The 13,494-nt window shown below is 66.5% G+C and carries 14 protein-coding genes; 8 read left to right on the forward strand and 6 right to left on the reverse strand.

The window, feature by feature from the left end; genetic code table 11:
* Positions 1-58 precede the first annotated feature (58 nt).
* The 6 genes from ACYVI5_RS09220 (at position 59) to ACYVI5_RS09245 (ending at position 7,135) form a co-directional block, all read left to right on the forward strand.
* Complete coding sequence (locus ACYVI5_RS09220; protein ID WP_460579931.1) at positions 59-1,408, forward strand: sensor histidine kinase; 1,350 nt, start codon at positions 59-61, stop codon at positions 1,406-1,408.
* A gap of 25 nt (positions 1,409-1,433) precedes the next feature.
* Entirely contained in the window at positions 1,434-2,069 is a 636-nt protein-coding gene (locus tag ACYVI5_RS09225) for a response regulator transcription factor (RefSeq protein WP_460580577.1), read from the forward strand.
* A 95-nt stretch (positions 2,070-2,164) separates the two neighbouring features.
* A complete protein-coding gene (locus ACYVI5_RS09230; protein ID WP_460579932.1) occupies positions 2,165-3,532 on the forward strand; it encodes an MFS transporter in 1,368 nt (455 codons plus the stop codon).
* A 104-nt stretch (positions 3,533-3,636) separates the two neighbouring features.
* The gene (gene valS, locus ACYVI5_RS09235) at positions 3,637-6,255 is read left to right on the forward strand and encodes a valine--tRNA ligase (RefSeq protein WP_460579933.1); all 2,619 of its coding nucleotides are present in this window, start codon (positions 3,637-3,639) and stop codon (positions 6,253-6,255) included.
* A gap of 167 nt (positions 6,256-6,422) precedes the next feature.
* A complete protein-coding gene (locus tag ACYVI5_RS09240) occupies positions 6,423-6,878 on the forward strand; it encodes a GNAT family N-acetyltransferase (protein WP_460579934.1) in 456 nt (151 codons plus the stop codon).
* Positions 6,879-6,880: 2 nt separating this feature from the next.
* Positions 6,881-7,135, forward strand: coding sequence for a hypothetical protein (locus ACYVI5_RS09245; protein ID WP_460529789.1), 255 nt, complete (start codon positions 6,881-6,883; stop codon positions 7,133-7,135).
* A 54-nt stretch (positions 7,136-7,189) separates the two neighbouring features.
* Here the strand turns inward: ACYVI5_RS09245 and ACYVI5_RS09250 are convergent, their stop codons facing one another.
* Together ACYVI5_RS09250 and ACYVI5_RS09255 are read right to left on the reverse strand one after the other, a co-directional pair.
* The gene (locus ACYVI5_RS09250) at positions 7,190-7,390 is read right to left on the reverse strand and encodes a hypothetical protein (protein ID WP_460579935.1); all 201 of its coding nucleotides are present in this window, start codon (positions 7,388-7,390) and stop codon (positions 7,190-7,192) included.
* Positions 7,387-8,043 (reverse strand): helix-turn-helix domain-containing protein, encoded by a 657-nt coding sequence (locus tag ACYVI5_RS09255; RefSeq protein WP_460579936.1) that lies wholly within the window; start codon positions 8,041-8,043, stop codon positions 7,387-7,389. The genes ACYVI5_RS09250 and ACYVI5_RS09255 overlap by 4 nt, the downstream gene beginning before the upstream one ends.
* Positions 8,044-8,147: 104 nt before the next feature.
* On the opposite strand from ACYVI5_RS09255, the gene ACYVI5_RS09260 reads away from it, so the two are divergent.
* Positions 8,148-10,175: a M3 family metallopeptidase gene (locus ACYVI5_RS09260; RefSeq protein WP_460579937.1), complete on the forward strand. Its 2,028-nt coding sequence runs from the start codon at positions 8,148-8,150 to the stop codon at positions 10,173-10,175.
* A gap of 24 nt (positions 10,176-10,199) precedes the next feature.
* Here ACYVI5_RS09260 and ACYVI5_RS09265 read toward each other — a convergent pair whose 3' ends face one another.
* On the reverse strand, positions 10,200-10,388 hold the full coding sequence (locus tag ACYVI5_RS09265; RefSeq protein WP_460579938.1) for a hypothetical protein: 189 nt from the start codon (positions 10,386-10,388) through the stop codon (positions 10,200-10,202).
* 140 nt (positions 10,389-10,528) lie between these two features.
* Between ACYVI5_RS09265 and ACYVI5_RS09270 the strand changes: the two genes are divergently transcribed.
* A complete protein-coding gene (locus ACYVI5_RS09270) occupies positions 10,529-10,864 on the forward strand; it encodes a hypothetical protein (protein ID WP_460579939.1) in 336 nt (111 codons plus the stop codon).
* A 2-nt stretch (positions 10,865-10,866) separates the two neighbouring features.
* On the opposite strand, the gene ACYVI5_RS09275 is transcribed toward ACYVI5_RS09270, so the two are convergent.
* The 3 genes from ACYVI5_RS09275 to ACYVI5_RS09285 form a co-directional block, all read right to left on the reverse strand.
* Entirely contained in the window at positions 10,867-11,292 is a 426-nt protein-coding gene (locus tag ACYVI5_RS09275; protein WP_460579940.1) for a four-helix bundle copper-binding protein, read from the reverse strand.
* 67 nt (positions 11,293-11,359) lie between these two features.
* Positions 11,360-12,640 carry an ATP-dependent Clp protease ATP-binding subunit ClpX gene (gene clpX / locus ACYVI5_RS09280; protein WP_460529810.1) on the reverse strand — a complete coding sequence of 427 codons (1,281 nt, stop codon included), beginning with the start codon at positions 12,638-12,640 and terminating at the stop codon, positions 11,360-11,362.
* A gap of 152 nt (positions 12,641-12,792) precedes the next feature.
* Positions 12,793-13,467 carry an ATP-dependent Clp protease proteolytic subunit gene (locus ACYVI5_RS09285; protein ID WP_460579941.1) on the reverse strand — a complete coding sequence of 225 codons (675 nt, stop codon included), beginning with the start codon at positions 13,465-13,467 and terminating at the stop codon, positions 12,793-12,795.
* Between the last annotated feature and the right edge of the window lie 27 nt (positions 13,468-13,494).

A 13,494-nucleotide genomic window follows, 5' to 3' on the forward strand; every position in this document is an offset into this window, starting at 1 on the left:
CACTGAGACGATGAGCACTGAGACGATGAGCACTGAGACAACCGACCAGACTGTGAGCATGGCAGCAAGCACGCCGGGCATCGTTCCCGTCCAGCGTCCGTATGACGGGCGCGGAGGGTTCTGGGCGTTCTACGGCCGCCTCTGGGCGCGGATGCCTGGCGAGGCCGGCGTCTTGTTCATCGCCTTCCCGATCGCCGTGGTCGCAACATCCGTGCTGTGGCCGCTGTTCTTCACGGGCGTGGGAATGCTCGTGCTGATCCTCGGGTTCTTCCCCGTGCTCGCGGCCCTGTACGTTGCGCGCGGCTTCGGCGGTGCGACGCTGACGCTCCTCGAGGCAACGGGTCAGCCGCATATCGCCAGGCCGGTCTGGAACCGCAAGGTCGGCACCGGCTTCTTGGGCCGCGTGTTCGGACCGTTCGCCAACGGTCACTCGTGGCTGTATCTGCTGGACGCCATGGTGGTGCAGATCGCACTCTCCACCGTGACGTGGGGAATCCTCATCGCCTGGGTATCCATGTCGTTCGGTGGCGTGACCTACTGGATCTGGGGCGGATTCATCCCCCACCAGGGGCAGAGCGTGTGGATCTCGCAGGTCATCTGGGAATGGGTGACCCGGTCGTCCGCGACCTTCGACCCGCTGACCGGTGACATGGTGTTGTACGCCGTGGCCGGCGTCATCTCCCTCTTCACGCTCCCGTTCGTCACCCGCGGCCTCGTGAGCCTGCACTGGCTGGTGGCACGCGGGTTCCTCGGCTCATGGCCCAGTGACCGACTTCGCCGCGAGGTGAGCGAGCTCTCCCAGTCGCGCGCGGCGGCCGTTGCGGCCGAGGACCGGGAGCTCCGACGGTTGGAGCGAGACATCCACGACGGGCCCCAGCAGCAGCTGATCCGCCTCCGTATGGACATCGCCGCCGCTCAGCGCCGCCTCAACGACGACCCTGATGCGACGAACAGCCTGCTGGAGGAGGCAGGGGCACGCGCCCAAGACGCACTCGACGAGTTGCGCGCGCTCTCGCGCGGATTCGCTCCTCCCATACTTCAGGACCGCGGGCTGGGCGCGGCGCTCGACTCCCTTGCGGCACGAAGCGTCGTTCCCGTCACGGTGGTCAATGAGCTCGGCGAGCGCCCCGTTCCCTCCGAGGTCGAACGCAACATCTACTTCGTGGCGGCCGAATTGCTCACGAACGTGGCCAAACACGCGAGCGCCGGCTCGGCGCGGCTCCAGGTGAGCATGGATGACGGCACCCTTGTGCTCAGCGTCGCCGACGACGGACGAGGCGGGGCGACCGAAGCCGCGGGTCACGGATTGGCCGGGATCCGGGAACGGGTCACAGCGATGCGTGGCACCGCGCAGTTCACGTCAGGCCCGGCAGGCACGACAGCAAGGATCTCCGTGCCGTTATCGTGAGAGCGTGACCGGGCCCCTTCGAGTGATGCTGGCCGACGATTCCGTACTCCTGAGGGAAGGACTCGTCCGAGTACTCGAGGAGGCGGGCTTCGACACCGTCGGGGCGTTCGGTGACCCCGACTCCCTGCTCGCAGCGGCGCGCGCGACACCCTTCGACGTAGCCGTGCTCGATGTGCGTATGCCGCCCACGTTTCGCGATGAGGGTGTGCGCGCCGCGCTGGAACTGCATCGCAGTCATCCCTCGTGCGGCGTGCTCCTGCTCAGTCAGTACGTCGAGACGACGTACGCGCGGGAACTGCTCGGAGGCGGTGCCGGCGGCATGGGATACCTGCTCAAGGACAGGGTGGCGAGCCTGGACGAACTCGCGGATGCCGTGACACGCGTCGCCACGGGCGGCACCGTGCTCGACCCCGAGGTCGTCGCTCAGCTCGTGGGACGACGGGCCGATCCGCTGTCGGCGCTCACCCCGCGCGAACGGGAGACCCTCCAGCTCATGGCGGAGGGCCGCACCAACGCAGCCATCGCCGAGCGGCTGCACATCGGCATAGGCGCTGTGGAGAAGAACGTGACCGCTATCTTCGCCAAGCTCGGTCTCGAGGACTCGGGCGCCGATCACCGCAGGGTGCTCGCCGTTCTGACCTGGCTCGATATCGGAGGCTGACGGCCGCCCCTGAGAGGTGGTGCACAACTTCGGCGTCCTGACCCTGGAGGAAACATTCGCCACCGTCCGGTGCGCAGGCACCACACTTGAAGCCCGTGACCGATTCCACAGCCATCGCCGCACGCAACGCCGACCGCAACGCCTGGCGGGTGACCCTCGCGTCCCTCGTCGGCACCTCGCTCGAGTCGTACGACTTCTACGTCTTCAGCTACTTCAGCGCTCTGTTCAGTGCGGCAGTGTTCTTCCCGGCCGAGAACAAGGTCGCGGGCACTCTCCTCGCCTTCCTCACCCTCGCGACCTCGTACTTCGTCCGTCCCATCGGCGCGATCGTCTTCGGCCACCTCGGAGACCGCCTCGGTCGCCGCGCGACGCTGATCTGGACGATCGGCATCATGGGCGTCTCGACCGCGCTGATCGGTGTGCTCCCCGGCTACGCCACCATCGGAATCGCCGCGCCGATCCTGCTCGTGGTGCTGCGGATCATCCAGGGCATCTCGCTCGGCGGCGAGTGGGGCGGCTCGATACTGGTCGGTGTCGAGCACTCGACTCAGCGGCGCCGCGGGTTCTATGCCGCGCTCCCCCAGCTCGGCTCGCCGATCGGCACCATCGTCACGGCTGTGCTGTTCCTGGTACTGAGCTTCAACATGTCAGCCGAAACACTGGCCGCCTGGGGCTGGCGCATCCCCTTCCTGCTCGCCCTTCCGCTGCTGGCGGTCTCGCTGTATCTGAGGCTGTCCATCGATGAGACGCCGGTCTTCTCGCACCTGGTGCAGGAGAAACGGCGCACACGGATGCCCGTGCTCGACGTCTTCCGCCTCCAGCCCGTCGCCCTGGTGGTCGCGATCGGCGCCGCGCTGCTCGGCATCGGCTCGTACTCGCTGATGAACACCTACACCATGAGCTACGGCGTCGCGACGCTGCACTTCGACTACACCCAGTTGTTCATCGCCACGACGATCGGCAGCCTGCTGCAGCTTGTAACGATCCCGCTGTTCGGCGTTCTGGCCACCCGAATCGGCTCGGCCCGAGTGGTGTGGATCGGTGCACTCACGACACTGCTCATCGCGTTCCCGATGTACTTCCTGCTTCAGTTCGCGACATTCCCGATCCTCGTCGGCACGATGATCGTCGGCGGCATCTTCCCTACGCTGAGCTGGGCGGGGCTCGGCGGACTGATGGCCGACATCTTCGGCCAGTCCATCCGTTACAGCGCGCTGTCGATCGCGTACGCCGTGGCGGCGGCCCTATCCGGGCTGATCCCCATCCTGACCGAGGCGCTCGGCGCCGCCACGCACAACGCGTGGTGGCACCCTGGCATCGTGCTCGGCATACTGTCAGCGATCACGCTGGCGACGGCACTGGCCGCAGCGTCCATTGCACGCCGCCGCCGGGAAGGACTCGCAGATGCCGAAGACGTGCTCGAGTCCGAGCAGGCAGCAGAGGCGGTGCCGGCGACCGAGTAGCCCGCTTCGCGACCGGCTACCGGGCCCACGGTAGAATGGCGGGAATCCCACACTCAGGCACCAGTTGACGCGGTGCCGCACATACTGACCACGAAAGATCCGCCATGACCGACGCCGCGAACCACGACGCATCCGCCACGACCGCTTTCGGCAGGATCCCCGACAAGCCGGCGCTCGAGGGTCTCGAGCAGGTGTGGGACGAACGGTGGCGCGCTCAGCGCACCTACCACTTCGACCGGGACGCCGCCCTGGCCGCCGGGCGGTCGGCGATCTACTCCATCGACACGCCGCCACCCACCGCCTCTGGCTCCCTGCACATCGGGCACGTCTTCAGCTACACGCACACGGACATCGCCGCTCGCTACCACCGCATGCGGGGCAAGCAGGTGTTCTACCCGATGGGCTGGGACGACAACGGGCTGCCCACCGAGCGCCGGGTGCAGAACTACTACGGCGTGCGGTGCGATCCGTCGCTGCCATACGATCCCGACTTCGTGCCCCCTTACGAGGGCGGCGACAACAAGAGCTCGCGAGCGGCCGACCAGAAGCCCATTTCGCGCCGCAACTTCATCGAGCTGTGCGCAAAGCTCACGGTGGAAGACGAGAAGCATTTCGAAGCGGTATGGCGCAAGCTCGGTCTCTCCGTGGACTGGAACCAGACGTACCGCACGATCGGTGATGAGTCGATGTTCGTCTCGCAGCTCGCGTTCCTGCGCAACGTCGAGCGCGGCGAGGCCTACCAGGCGATGGCTCCCACACTGTGGGATGTGACGTTCCGCAGCGCTGTCGCGCAGGCGGAGCTCGAGGATCGCGACCAACCGGGCGCGTTCCACACGATCTCGTTCCACGGCGAGGCCGGCCCTGTCGTCATCGCCACGACGCGTCCCGAACTCATAGCGGCGTGCGTGGCCCTTGTCGCGCATCCGAGTGACGAGCGCTACAAGCCGCTCTTCGGCAAGACCGTACGCACGCCGGTGTTCGGCGTGGAGGTACCGGTGCTCGCACACCACCTCGCAGAGCCCGACAAGGGAACGGGCATCGCGATGGTCTGCACGTTCGGCGACATCACGGATGTGACGTGGTGGCGCGAACTCGACCTGCCCACTCGCCCGATCATCGGCTTCGACGGCCGCGTGCTCGCCGACCCGCCCGAGGCGATCGCCACGCAGGAGGCGAAGGACGCCTACGCCCAGTTGGCGGGCAAGACCGTGTTCTCGGCCAAGCAGGCAATGGTCGAGCTGCTGAAGGCATCCGGCGATCTCCTGGAGGATCCGAAACCGATCACACATCCGGTCAAGTTCTACGAGAAGGGCGACCGGCCGCTCGAGATCGTCTCGACCCGCCAGTGGTACCTCACCAACGGCGCGCGCGACGGGAAGCTCTCCGACCGGCTCATCGAGCTCGGCCGCGAGATCGACTGGCACCCCGACTTCATGCGCGTGCGCTACGAGAACTGGATCGGCGGGCTCTCCGGCGACTGGCTCGTGTCGCGACAGCGGTTCTTCGGCGTGCCGATCCCCGTGTGGTACCCGGTAGACGCGGATGGCGAGACAGACTTCGACCACCCGATCCTGCCTGCTCGGGAGCAGCTGCCGGTCGATCCCACGATCGACACCGCCCCCGGGTTCGAGGAGGCGCAGCGTGGCGTGCCGGGCGGATTCGTCGGCGAGGTGGACATCCTCGACACCTGGGCGACGTCATCGCTCACTCCGCAGATCGTGGGGGGCTGGGAACGCGACCCGGAGCTGTTCGAGTCCGTGTTCCCCTACGACCTCCGTCCGCAGGGTCAGGACATCATCCGCACCTGGCTGTTCTCCACCCTCCTGCGTGCTCAGCTCGAGGAGGGCGTCGCGCCGTGGAGGCACGCTGCTCTCTCCGGATTCATCGTCGATCCCGACCGCAAGAAGATGTCGAAGTCCAAGGGCAACGTCGTGACGCCCGCAGACATCCTCGAGAAGCACGGCTCCGATTCGGTGCGCTATTGGGCCGCATCCAGCAAGCTCGGCACCGACTCCGCGTTCGACCCGCAGAATCCGACGCAGATCAAGATCGGGCGGCGCTTGGCCATCAAGGTGCTGAACGCGGCCAAGTTCATCCTTGGCTTCCCGGAGGGCGACGGTGCAGTCACGGAGCCGTTGGACCGCAGCATGCTCGCCTGGCTCGCCGACGTGGTCGCCGACGCGACCACAGCGCTCGACGGTTATGACCACGCAAGGGCGCTCGAGGTGAGCGAATCGTTCTTCTGGACGTTCTGCGACGACTACCTGGAACTGGTCAAGGAACGCGCTTACAGCGAGGGCCCTGGCGCCGGCTCGGCGGTGGCCGCCCTCCGGATCGCGCTCTCCACCATGCTCCGGCTGTTCGCCCCGGTCATCCCGTTCGCCACGGAGGAGGCCTGGTCCTGGTTCCAGGCGGGCTCGGTGCACAGGACGGAATGGCCCTCCGCCGACGAGGTGCGAGCAGCGGCGGGCGAGTCGACACCGCTGGTACTGAAGGCGACGTCGGGTGTGCTGACGGGCATCCGCGGAGCCAAGACGTCCGCGAAGGCGTCGCAGAAGGCACCGGTCGCCCGTGCCGTCGTCACCGCGCCCGACGACGATCTGCGGGCCATCGAGCAGGCCGCTGCAGACATCCGTGCCGTCGGCCGCATCGCCGAACTCGAGTTCGTTCCGGGCGACGAGCTGACGGTCGACGTGGAACTCGCGGACGAGTCTGCCGCATAGAAATGGTCTATCGCGGCAGTGCCGCTCAGAGGCTCAATCGGCTCGACCGAGCAAGTGAACTCGCTCGGCTCTCGCCTCAATTGCCTCTAGGCGCACTGTTCCGCCTGACAATAGGTTGTAGACACGTCTCGCGCGTACCGCGAAGGGCGTGCCCAGAGGGGGATTGAATGGGAATCACGATCCGCGAACCGGCAGAGGGAGACTTCTTCTCCTGGCTCGCCCTTTACGAGGATTACGCTGCGTTCTACGGACGCCAGCTCACCGACCAGGGCGCTCTCCTGGTGTGGAGCTGGCTGACGGATGCCGCGCACAGCGAGCGCGGGCTGGTCGCCGTCGACGACGAAGGCGCCCTGGTCGGCCTCGTGCACTTCCACGACGTGCCGCGTCCCCTGGAGGGCGGCCACGCACTGCACATCGACGACCTCTTCGTGCTCGAGGAGCACAGAGAGCAGGGTTACGGGCGCACGCTCATCGAAGCCGTCGCTTCCCTCGGCGCCGCGTCCGGCATTCGCGTCGTGCAGTGGCTGGCGAAGCCGGAGGACTCGGATGTCCGTGGCTTCTACGACGAGATCGCCGATGCCTCCGAAGAGGTCGTCTACCGTCTGCGTCCTCAGGAGTCCTGACCGTGCAACTCGGCACCCGCTGGCCCGTTGGCGGCACCGCGCCGGATCGCCTTCCCTCCGTCGTCGTCTCCGCCGTGCGGGCCGTGGAGGATGAGCTCGAGGCGCTCGACGTCGACGCCTCGACCTGGCGGTGGACGCTGACCTGGCTCGAGGGCAAGCCCGTTGTGGAACTGGATGATGGAACGGTCATCCGCTATCACCCCGAAGAGGACACGGCTACCGTCTCCCAGCCAGACGACGGCGATATCGCCGGTTGACCTCGTCAAACCGCCCGTTGGTTCGACGAGGTCCGCCCACGGCGCGGTCGCAACTCAGGGCAGCAGCTGCCCCCGCAGAGCGGCCGTGCGCACCGCGGCTTGCTCTTCGACCTCCGCCTGACGACGGTAGAGCGCCTGCCGCTCCGCCTCGAGTCGCTCACGCCGCTCGCCCCAGGAGACCAACGCCCTGCCGATCCTGATCGCTGCACGCCCGCGCCCGAATCCGCGATCGGGAACCGCTCCGATCGTGCTCATGATCCCTGCTCCACTCCCCCGATGATCGGGAACGCATTGAACTGCACCTGCACCGGCCGCGCCCCTGCCGGCACCTCTCGCTCGCGGAAGGCGACGATCGCCTCGTCGAGCACGTCATAGACCTTCGCGGAGAGCTCGGCGAGCTCCTCGGCCGTCATCCGCAGGTTGGACGTCGAGATCGTACTGGCCTTCAGCCACGTCTCAGAGAACGTGTCGGCCGCCCGCGCCATGAAGTCGTTCAGCGCGTTCTCCTGGTTCCTGCGGAACTCCCTGTTGACGAGGTCGTACGCCTCGCGTCCGGCAGCGGTGTCGCCGAGCTCCGTCGGATCCATCGAGAGCCCGACCGGCGCGCGGCGCCACCAGCGCTCTCTTGCGCTGCCCTTGCCCTCCACCTCGCGAACGAAATCATGCTTGGCAAGCTGCCTCAGGTGATAGCTGGTGGCGCCGCTCGACTCTCCGAGACGTTCTCCCAGGCCACTGGCTGTCAGCGGTCCGAATTTGGACAGCTCGTCCAGGATGCGCACCCGCAACGGGTGGGCCATCACCTTCAGCGCTGCGAGGTCGATGTGCCGATCGGTGCGACGCAGCGGCTGCTCGGAGGTTTCTCCCCCCTCAGCTGCCGAAGTCGCCTCGGCCGACTCTTCGTCGTTCATGCCACGAGACTACGCGTGCAAAGTATCCTTTGCAAGGATTCCTTTGCATAGTGCCCTTTGCAACCACTTCTTTGGATGCCGAGTTGCGGCCCTAGGCTGGGCACATGACGAACCCGCTCATCAGCGACAGCACGCTTCCGCACGGCCTTCCCCCGTTCGCCGAGATCCGCGACGAGCACTACCTCCCCGCGTTCGAGCAGGCCATGGCCGACCACCGTGCAGAGGTGGCCGCGATAGCGGCCGACCCCGCGGAGCCCACCTTCGAGAACACGTTCGTACCCCTGGAACGCTCCGGCCGTCTCTTGCGCCATGTCTCCGAGGTGTTCTTCAACAAGAGCTCGGCCGACTCGAGCGACGAGATCAGCGCCATCGAGGAGAAACTCGCACCCGACCTCGCCGCACACGAAGACGCGATCCGGCTCGATCCCGCACTCTACGAACGCATCAGTGCCGTGCACGCCCGCCTGAACGAACTGGGCCTGGACGCGGAGTCCCGCTATCTCGTCGAGCGCTACCACGAGGAGTTCACGCTGGCCGGCGCCGGACTCGCGGATGCCGACAAGGAACGTCTCAAGCAACTGAACGCTGAGCTTTCCACGCTCTCGACCCGGTTCGAGAAGAACCTTCTCGCAGACACGAACGACCTCGCTGTGCACGTGGACGATGCGGCGCAGCTCGATGGTCTCTCCCCTGCGGAGCTCTCCGCGGCTGAGCAGGCCGCGCATGAGCGCGAGCTCGACGGGTACCTGATCACCCTGGTGCTGCCCACCGGCCACCCGTACCTGGCGCGGCTGACCGACCGTGGTGTGCGCGAGCGGGTGATGCGGGCATCCCGCTCCCGGGGCATTCACGGCGGCGACCACGACACACGCGACCTCGTTCTGCGCATCACTTCGTTGCGCGCCGAACGTGCCCGCCTCCTCGGGTTCGCGAACCACGCAGCCTACGTCACCGCTTCGCAGACGGCGCGCACTCCGGATGCCGTGGCTGGCATGCTGGGCCGCCTCGCCCCGGCCGCAGCCCGGAATGCCGCCGCGGAGAAGAAGGACCTGCGTGCATCCGCCGGTTTCGACATCGAGCCGTGGGACTGGGCGTACTACTCCGAGAAGGTGCGCGCGGCGAAGTACGACGTGGACACCGCCGCGATGCGCCCGTACTTCGAGGCGGAGCGGGTGCTGCGCGACGGCGTGTTCTTCGCCGCGAACCGGCTGTACGGCATTCGTTTCGAGGAACGCACGGATCTGACCGCGTATCACCCGGATGCCCGTGTGTTCGAGGTCTTCGACGAAGACGGCACGGCGATCGGCCTCTACATCAACGACCTCTACACCAGAGACTCCAAGCGCGGCGGCGCGTGGATGAACGAGCTGGGCGAACGCACGCACCTGCTCGGCGGATCGACCATCGTGGTCAACAATCTCAACGTTCCGAAGCCAGCCGATGGCGAGCCGACGCTCCTGACGTATGACGAGGTGGGCACGCTGTTCCACGAGTTCGGGCACGCGCTGCACGGGCTGTTCGCCGTGACGAAGTATCCGAAGTTCGCCGGCACGAACGTGTTCCGCGACTTCGTTGAGTTCCCCAGCCAGGTCAACGAGATGTGGCTGCTGTGGCCCGACGTGCTCGACAACTACGCACGCCACTACGAGACCGGCGAGCGGATGCCTGCAGAGCTCGTGGAGCGCATCCGCGCCTCAGAGGCGTTCAACCAGGGCTTCGCCACCAGCGAGTACCTTGCTGCGGCGATGCTCGACCAGGCCTGGCACCGCATCGACGCCGGCGCGAGAGTGGAGTCCGTCGAGGAGTTCGAGGCGGCCGCCCTGAGGGAGGCCGGACTCCACGATCCCGCCGTGCCGCCGCGGTACGCGAGCACGTACTTCGCTCACACGTTCTCGGGCGGCTATGACGCCGGCTACTACTCCTACATCTGGAGCGAGGTGCTCGACGCGGACACCGTCGAGTGGTTCAAGGAGAACGGCGGGCTCTCCCGTGAAGCAGGCGAGCGGTTCCGCCGCCGCCTGCTCGGTGTAGGCGGTTCGAAGGATCCGCTGGAGGCGTACCGCGACTTCCGGGGCCGGGATGCCGTTATCGAGCCGCTGCTGCGCCGTCGCGGTCTCGACGCGGCGGGCTGAATTCGCCGAGCCGGTGCGGGACCGTCAGCGTGTCAACGAGAGGACGGTGACGACCGTGACGAGGGTGCCGATGATCCCCGTCGTCAGGCCGATACAGAACCAGCGGAGCCGACCGCCGACTCGTTCCGGAGCGGTTGGCAACCCCGGCATCGCACCGCCGCCGCTCTTCATCGTCACCGGCCCCATCGAGCCCGGGCCGAGTCCATTGCTCATGACTCGACCATATCGGAGCAGGCGCAAAGCGGCCGTATGTCGTCGTGTGACGACTGCGGATGCGCTCGTCCACGCCTGCTGCGTACCCTGAACGAACCGAATCGCGAGACCCGCGATTCCTCGACGCAGGGAGCCAAGTCATGTCCGTCCGAGCCGACCAGCACACCGCCGCCTCGTGCGCGTGGGAGCAGGGCGGCATGTGCGCGGACAACCGACCAGGTCACGGACTGCACGCGGTGCAGCTGCGCCTCGCGGCCGCCACGCCCTCTCAGTGGCAGGACCTGCTCGTGGTCCTCGTCCGTAACGACGGCTGGGTCGAGGCCGCGACGCTGGACGGCTGCCCGGTCTCGCTCTGGAACCACGGCGACCTCGCGGACGTGGTGGCCGCGGGCGATCCCGTCGCGCTGCACCCCGTTTACAACGTGCTTTCCGCAGGCGCACGGCGCTTCAACGTGCTCGCCGAGAGCGCGGCCTGAGTTCAGACCGCTTCGGCCTGACGCATCATGTCGAGCATGGCCTGGCATGCCTTCATGCAGGCATCGCACGCCATGGCGCACATGCGGCACGTCTCGCTCATCTCGGAGTGATTTCCGCACTCGTCGGAGCACGCCGAGCACATCGCCATGCACGCCTGCAGCATCGACTGCATCGCGGCCATGTCGAACCCGCTCGGACGCATCATCATACGCATCATCGTGTTGCAGACATCCGCGCAGTCCATGCACATCGACGCGCACTTGATCATGCCATCTGCCATGGCGTTGTCGGCGCACATCGTGCACGCCTGCTCGCACGCCGAACACGCCTCCATGCACTCCTGCATGGTCATCGTGTCCATAGCAGGCATGCCGATCGCATCCATCGACATGTTCTGCATCATTTCGGCCGTCATCTTGGTGTCCATCGGAGCCCCCGTTACGTCATCGTGACGGTTGCGATGCTACGCGCGAGCGGCCTCGACTGCTACGGACTCAGGCGGACTTCTCTTCGCGCCGCGTTCGACGATGCGGAACGATGGTCGGCGCCGCGTTGTCGAGCACGGCCTCGCGAGTCACCACGACGCGGGCTACCTCGTCGCTGGAGGGCACCTCGAACATGATCGGTCCGAGCACCTCCTCCATGATCGCCCGCAGTCCGCGAGCTCCGGTCTGGCGCAGCACGGCGAGGTCGGCGATGGCGTCGAGCGCCGCAGAGTCGAACTCGAGCTCCACGCCGTCGAGCTCGAACATGCGCTGGTACTGCTTGACGAGCGCGTTCTTCGGCACGGTCAGAATTTGAATGAGCGCCTCGCGGTCGAGCTGCGTCACCGTCGTCACGACGGGCAGCCGGCCGATGAATTCCGGAATGAGCCCGAACTTGTGCAGGTCTTCCGGCAGCACCTCGCTGAAGAGGTTGACGTCGTCGCCCTTGCTGTGCAGTGGCGCACCGAACCCGATGCCCTTCTTGCCCGCACGGGAGGAGATGATGTCTTCCAATCCTGCGAAGGCGCCGGCGACGATGAACAGCACGTTCGTCGTGTCGATCTGGATGAACTCCTGGTGCGGATGCTTGCGCCCACCCTGCGGAGGAACCGATGCGACGGTGCCCTCCAGGATCTTCAGCAGGGCCTGCTGCACGCCCTCCCCCGACACATCGCGTGTGATCGACGGATTCTCGGCCTTGCGAGCGATCTTGTCGACCTCGTCGATGTAGATGATCCCGGTCTCGGCGCGTTTGACGTCGTAGTCCGCGGCCTGGATGAGCTTGAGCAGGATGTTCTCGACATCCTCCCCGACGTAGCCCGCCTCGGTCAGCGCTGTTGCGTCGGCGAACGCGAACGGCACGTTGAGCCGCTTCGCGAGCGTCTGCGCGAGGTAGGTCTTGCCGCATCCGGTCGGGCCGATGAGCAGGATGTTCGACTTCGAGATCTCGATGTCGTCACCCACGGACTCGGCCGGCCCGAGCGTCGTCCGCGCCCGGACCCGCTTGTAATGGTTGTAGACCGCGACCGAAAGCGCCTTCTTCGCCGCATCCTGGCCGATGACGTATTCCTCGAGGAAGGCGAAGATCTCCTTCGGCTTGGGAAGGTCGAACTGCCCGGTGTTCTCCTCACCGGACTCCGCCATGCGCTCTTCGATGATCTCGTTGCACAGCTCGACGCACTCGTCGCAGATGTACACGCCAGGGCCCGCGATGAGCTGCTGGACCTGCTTCTGGCTCTTTCCGCAGAACGAGCACTTGAGCAGGTCGGCGCTTTCTCCGATGCGAGCCATGGAACCTCCCGATTGGGCTGCTTCGTACGAGCCTAACCTGTGGTGCAGACAATGACCGGTAGGCATCTGTCGGGTGTGGCAATCTCGTGCCCGGGTGCGAAAAGCGGCGGAGGACTGGTCGTTTCCTCCGCCGCCTTCTTGTGTCTTGCGACCTACTTCGCCGTGAGAGCCGGCAGGCTCTTGCGGCTGCTCAGCACCTGGTCGATCAGCCCATACTCACGGGCCTCCTCGGCTGAAAGGATCTTGTCGCGATCGATGTCCTTGTTCACCTGTGCGACATCCTTGCCGGTGTGCTGGGCGAGCGTCTCCTCGAGCCAGGTGCGCATACGCATGATCTCGTTCGCCTGGATCTCGATGTCGGATGCCTGCCCCTGCCCCGCCTCGCCGACGGCGGGCTGGTGGATCAGGATGCGTGCGTTCGGCAGCGCGAGGCGCTTGCCGGGCGTGCCCGCGGCAGTGAGCACGGCGGCGGCCGAGGCGGCCTGGCCGAGCACGACGGTCTGGATCTGCGGGCGGATGTACTGCATCGTGTCGTAGATCGCCGTCATGGCCGTGAACGAACCGCCGGGCGAGTTGATGTACATCACGATGTCGCGGTCCGGGTCCTGGCTTTCCAGTACCAAGAGCTGCGCCATGATGTCGTCGGCCGACGCGTCATCGACCTGCACGCCGAGGAAGATGATGCGGTCCTCGAAGAGCTTCGCGTACGGGTCCTGCCGCTTGTAGCCGTAGGCGGTGCGCTCCTCGAAGCTGGGCAGGATGTAGCGGGAACTCGGCATGGCGATGCGCGAGCCGCCGGCCAGACCGGAGAAGTTCGGGGTTTCCATTACGTGTGGTGTCCTTCGTCTCGTGGC

It is taken from the genome of Humibacter ginsengisoli, from assembly GCF_054780095.1.

Coding starts and splice junctions, on each gene's coding strand:
- ACYVI5_RS09260 (WP_460579937.1), top strand. CDS start 8,148: ATGACGAACCCGCTCATCAGCGACAGCACGCTTCCGCACGGCCTTCCC.
- valS (WP_460579933.1), top strand. CDS start 3,637: ATGACCGACGCCGCGAACCACGACGCATCCGCCACGACCGCTTTCGGC.
- ACYVI5_RS09220 (WP_460579931.1), top strand. CDS start 59: ATGGCAGCAAGCACGCCGGGCATCGTTCCCGTCCAGCGTCCGTATGAC.
- ACYVI5_RS09270 (WP_460579939.1), top strand. CDS start 10,529: ATGTCCGTCCGAGCCGACCAGCACACCGCCGCCTCGTGCGCGTGGGAG.
- ACYVI5_RS09225 (WP_460580577.1), top strand. CDS start 1,434: ATGCTGGCCGACGATTCCGTACTCCTGAGGGAAGGACTCGTCCGAGTA.
- clpX (WP_460529810.1), bottom strand. CDS start 12,640: ATGGCTCGCATCGGAGAAAGCGCCGACCTGCTCAAGTGCTCGTTCTGC.
- ACYVI5_RS09255 (WP_460579936.1), bottom strand. CDS start 8,043: ATGAACGACGAAGAGTCGGCCGAGGCGACTTCGGCAGCTGAGGGGGGA.
- ACYVI5_RS09240 (WP_460579934.1), top strand. CDS start 6,423: ATGGGAATCACGATCCGCGAACCGGCAGAGGGAGACTTCTTCTCCTGG.
- ACYVI5_RS09265 (WP_460579938.1), bottom strand. CDS start 10,388: ATGAGCAATGGACTCGGCCCGGGCTCGATGGGGCCGGTGACGATGAAG.
- ACYVI5_RS09250 (WP_460579935.1), bottom strand. CDS start 7,390: ATGAGCACGATCGGAGCGGTTCCCGATCGCGGATTCGGGCGCGGGCGT.
- ACYVI5_RS09285 (WP_460579941.1), bottom strand. CDS start 13,467: ATGGAAACCCCGAACTTCTCCGGTCTGGCCGGCGGCTCGCGCATCGCC.
- ACYVI5_RS09275 (WP_460579940.1), bottom strand. CDS start 11,292: ATGGACACCAAGATGACGGCCGAAATGATGCAGAACATGTCGATGGAT.